Here is a 415-nt window from a genome sequence, read left to right as displayed (position 1 = left end):
TGACCCTAGCATAGTGCTCTCAGCACCGCTACGAGCCTCCATCACATGGTAGTTGAGTCCACTTACTTCCCAAGACTCGCCGCTTCGTGTAAAGTCGCCATTTGCTAATAGATTGGTTGTGTAATTACCTTCATCTACAAGGCCATCGTTATCGTTATCTATATCATTGAAGTCAAGAACCGCATCTAAGTCTTTATCTTCTGCTGGCTGAATAGTTAAAAAAGTATCATCTACTTTTACCCAAACACCTGATGTTCGAGGCTCAAATATATCTATCTGGTAGGATATTGCTCGCGTCCCTACTGGTATAATAGCCTCGCCAGTTCGCTCTTTCCATTCATAGTCGTTAGTACCTGCTGGACTTAAGACTCGTGCATCGCCAATTGCCACGCCGTCTTCATCTAAAAATGTCAGC

The 415-nt window shown here is 44.1% G+C and carries 1 protein-coding gene; it reads right to left on the bottom strand.

Annotated features, from left to right (window positions below; genetic code table 11):
• A partial coding sequence (locus ACX5KA_RS09900; protein WP_458731018.1) for a hypothetical protein occupies positions 1–415 on the bottom strand: 415 nt, incomplete at both ends.

Source organism: Alteromonas alvinellae, assembly GCF_902705805.1.
This window is presented reverse-complemented; position numbering and strand designations above follow the sequence as displayed.